This is a genomic window from Gemmatimonadota bacterium, assembly GCA_026706845.1.
Taxonomy (GTDB): Bacteria; Latescibacterota; UBA2968; order UBA2968; family UBA2968; genus VXRD01.
Genome location: JAPOXY010000037.1, coordinates 32,185 through 36,317 on the forward strand (window position 1 = coordinate 32,185; position 4,133 = coordinate 36,317).

Here is a 4,133-nt window from a genome sequence, read left to right on the forward strand (position 1 = left end):
CACATTTTTGGTATTGGGATTTGGCAAACTCTGCGCGATTTCAAAGTCCATGTCGATAGAAGACGGCGCCTGCGTGTTCACGAGTGGAATTGAATTGACGAGATCGCTCAACAGTTTGGGTTGCATCCGGAAGCGCGCATTGGCATCCCACAAAATAGTGCGCGTGGGCTCCTGCCCAACCCGCACGCGCGGCGAGGCAGTACTTTGACTGCCGTAGAGCAAGGTCATGCCAATAAGCGAATACTGATCTTCAAAGGGCCGCTCGAGACGCACGCCCAAAAGGCTTTTGGACTGACCAAAACCAAATTGGTCTTTGGTCTGATACGATATATCCAGCTCAGAGGAAGGATCCGCAACCTCGTTTTCGGCATCGCCAATAAATTTCAAACGGCCTGTCAAATAATTTATCGTGTAGTCTGTATCGCGTGTTAATGTTCGGTTGTTCAGCCGAACGACTTCGCTGTCTTGAAGCAGTCCGCCAAATCCGAGGTTGTATTCGGTCGATTTGCTCGTCGAACTCACCCGCAGCTCATACCGTCCCGCTTCCTGGCGGTTGGACGTGTTGGTCTCGTTGTAAATGCCCGGCACGCGCACCTCGAGATCGGGCGCGCCCAAACCCTCCTCGCCAAAAGGCTCGAGGAAGGGAAAGACGAGATGTCCTCTGGCCAGGTGCAGACCGGGAATCTCATACCCCGTGCCAATATCGATGAGCCGATCTGGAGGAGATGATTCAGAAGACCCGTTGGTGTGCCGGTCGAGACCAAAAATTTCCAGGTATGATCTGCCTTCCTGATTGTCCTGCGGACTTTCACCTGGTACATTGCGAAAGATGCCGACGGACAGACCAGCGGGATCGATGTTGCGCACGCCCAGGCGATAAACATTGCGCCACGCAAGCCCCCAGGTCGGGTCTGTGGGGCGTTGTTGTCTGGCTTTGATGAGCTTGAGTTGAATTTTTTTGTCGGGATTTCCCGGATCGGGAATAAATTGTATGTCGCCAAAATTTTCACCCGACGCGGTTTGATAAGCTACCGCAAGCGTGTAGCCCCGCGAAATCGGACCGCGTTCATGGATGAGAAAGCCTTCGGGTAAAGCAGTAAATCGAGGTTGGGGAACGTGCCTTCTTCGACGCCCTTGTCAGAACGACGCGAAGCCGCTTCATCGGGCGATCCATTGTTCCACACGAGGTATGCGATGCCGGGAATGGCCGAGTCTTCGAGGTCGTTTTGTGCGTTGTAGTCGTTTATGAATACGCGCACGCTTTGCTCAGTGACGCGATCGCCCGGCGCGGGGAATAAGCCGCTGCGGAAATTCTCGCGATAAGTGTTATCGAGAAAAAAGTAGGTGTTTTCGATGTACCTGTAATCGGGAATTGCATCAGACCTCCCCTGCCCTTGTCCTGTATCCCCTTGCCCTGTAAAGGTTTTGCGACCACTCGACGATTTGTCCTGAGATGTGACAACCGTAAAATTGATGGCACCAACACGCCCTCGCGTTTTGATGCCAAACAACCCGCCTCTACTGCCACCGCTAAATCCAATCAGGCGCGTGCCGGGCAAAGCCAGTGTCGTGTTACCCGCTTCTATGGTTTCAATAATGCCGTCCTCATCGCCTTTGTATTGCAGGCGCAGGCCCTCGGTCAGTTCAAAGCCTTGTCGTTCGCTATCCTGCTCCAGCGAAACCAATATCCGATCGCCAATGGAGCCTTCAACAGTGAGTCGGGCTTCTTGCTCAAAATTGATGGTGGGAAAACGCGATGTGCGCGTGAGAGCTGCTTGCGCCTGTCCCAAAGTGTATTGCGAGAGGCCCGACAATTCGATGCGGCGGTACCCCCGTATGGTGAGATTGGCAGCCCCTTCCCCTGTAATAGCGCTAAAACGCTGGGGGACGCGAATCGGTATTTTGACATCAATTATGCCCTCGCCTTCCATATCTTCATCCAGGCGACCCCCCAATCGCTCTTGTGCAAGGCGATGGGTATCGTGATGGAACTTATAGCGCATAAAGTCGCCCAGACTGATAATCACCGGAAGGCCGTAAGGCGTACCGCCCAGGTCGCGGAACACCATAAGTGTATATTCGGCTTCTGTTTCTATTAGTTGCGCCGTGGGAGTCGCATATGGGCGTCTTCTGGGAAAATAAGAAGAGGATCCAGGTGTATCGCGCAAAAAGGCTTCAAGCGTTGACACACCTATTTGCGGGCGCAAACCCGGCGTGGCAAGAGCAATACTCGGGCAGAGCAACGCGAGATAAAATAAAACACTGAGGCCGCGCGACCACAGGTGAATGTGAATAAACTTCATAAGGACTTTGGGAAACAGTCGGAAAGTTGTATTAAGGAGCGGGTGATAGACTTTTGAACAGAGTACATAATAGCATAAGCCACATGAAAGTCAAGGTAAAATCCGAAGAAATTGGCGGGAGATAAATATCGGTAAGCGCGTCTTTTTTTCACAGGTAAAAAGCCGTATATTCGTCTATGAACTGGCCTGAACCAGTTGTGCACCATTCGGTTAAACTTATTTTTTTACAAAAGGTTCCTCATGCGCTTGCGCTGGTATGTGATATCCGAACTAATAATGCCATTTTTATTTGGTTTTTCCGTGATCATCTTTCTTCTCGTCATTGATCTCGTTTTGCAAATGCTCGATCGCATACTGGGAAAAGGCGTGCCCATAGGTGTGGTTTTTGAGTTGTTTTTTTTAAACACGGCCTGGATGATTGCACTCGCCGTTCCGATGGCTGTGCTGGTCAGCACCCTGCTGGCATTTGGCCGCTTGAGTGCCGCGGGCGAAATTGTGGCCATGCGCGCATTGGGCATTGGGATTCATCAGGTCGTCGTGCCGGTTCTGATCGTCGCCGCGCTTTTGGGAATTGGACTGGTGTTTTTTAATGATCGCATTTTGCCCGAATTTAATCACCGCGCCCGCATTTTGATGACAGATATTCACCGCAAACGCCCCGCTGTCGCACTCGCCGACAAGGCCGGTGTGATGATCGGCGATTTCAAAAATTACCAGATTTTATTTGATCGCGCCGATGCGGGCGGAAATATCCTCCATGACGTGCTGGTATATAGCTTTAATAGCGATGGGTTTCCCGAAACAGCGGTTGCCGATTCGGGCGTTGTCGAATTTGACGAAGCGCGAGACGAGGCTCTGCTCTATCTCTTTAACGGGGAAATGCACCGCATTGATCCAGACGATCCCACAGTCTATGCGCTCACAACATTTGCCAAAGCCAGATTGCGTCTCGGTGATGCGGGCCAACAGTTGTCTCGGTCTTCATCGGCGTATCGCAATGATAGAGAAATGGATATCGCCACCATGCAGCACAAAATTGCACAATACGAAAGCGAATTACATCAGGCGAAGGTCAAAAGGGCGAACCTTTTAGATGCGTTTGTGCGCGAAGTGTTAATAGATTCCGCAGATACAAACCCCGTGCAGTCACTGCGCGCTGTATTGGGGCGCGTGGCAGCCGATACGCGGATTGCACGCCATAAGTTGAGAGCAGCAGACCGATTGCGCGTGGAAGTACACAAAAAATTTTCAATTCCCGCAGCCTGTGTGGCATTTGTGCTGGTAGGCGCGCCTATCGGCGTGTGGGCGCGCAGCAGCAGTGCAGCAATTGGCGCGGCAATTAGCATTGGCTTTTTTTTAGCGTGGTGGATTTTTCTCATCGGAGGTGAAAAACTGGCTGACCGAGGGGTGCTCATGCCCTGGTTTGCGATGTGGATGCCCAATGTATTGACCGCCCTCGTCGGCGTTGTTCTATCTGCTCGAATTATCTGCGAGTGGGGCGTAAAAAGGAGATAGCCGTGCGTATTTTGAGCCGCTATGTCGTCGTCCAATTTGCAATGCCCTTTGCCCTCAGCTTGCTGGCTTTTACCATTGTTTTTGTCGTAATTGATCTGGTAGATCGCCTCAGCGCGTTTATAGACCGAGATGTCGGCCTGGGAACAATTCTGTCTTATTATTTCTGCTATTTGCCCTATATTGTCGTCCTCGTGCTTCCAATGGCAGTCTTGCTCGCGGGATTGTTCTGTATGGGGGGGCTGATACAGCGCGGGGAATTGCTGGCAATGAAAAGTGCTGGCATAAGTCTGTATCAAGTCGTGATTCCCTTGCACA

4 protein-coding genes are annotated in these 4,133 nt (G+C 51.6%); 2 read left to right on the forward strand and 2 right to left on the reverse strand.

What is annotated here, in order from left to right:
- On the reverse strand, positions 1–984 hold a 984-nt coding region (locus tag OXG87_03975; GenBank protein ID MCY3868689.1), incomplete at its 3' end, for a hypothetical protein.
- A 44-nt stretch (positions 985–1,028) separates the two neighbouring features.
- Positions 1,029–2,303, reverse strand: a complete 1,275-nt coding sequence (locus OXG87_03980) for a hypothetical protein (GenBank protein MCY3868690.1) — start codon at positions 2,301–2,303, stop codon at positions 1,029–1,031.
- A 240-nt stretch (positions 2,304–2,543) separates the two neighbouring features.
- Between OXG87_03980 and OXG87_03985 the strand changes: the two genes are divergently transcribed.
- Complete coding sequence (locus OXG87_03985) at positions 2,544–3,818, forward strand: LptF/LptG family permease (protein MCY3868691.1); 1,275 nt, start codon at positions 2,544–2,546, stop codon at positions 3,816–3,818.
- A 2-nt stretch (positions 3,819–3,820) separates the two neighbouring features.
- Positions 3,821–4,133 (forward strand): LptF/LptG family permease (locus OXG87_03990; GenBank protein ID MCY3868692.1); only part of this gene is annotated, 313 nt, incomplete at its 3' end.

What these genes read in the sequence shown, in the direction of transcription:
- OXG87_03985 (MCY3868691.1), top strand. Translation starts at nt 2,544, where the DNA reads ATGCGCTTGCGCTGGTATGTGATATCCGAACTAATAATGCCATTTTTA.
- OXG87_03980 (MCY3868690.1), bottom strand. Translation starts at nt 2,303, where the DNA reads ATGAAGTTTATTCACATTCACCTGTGGTCGCGCGGCCTCAGTGTTTTA.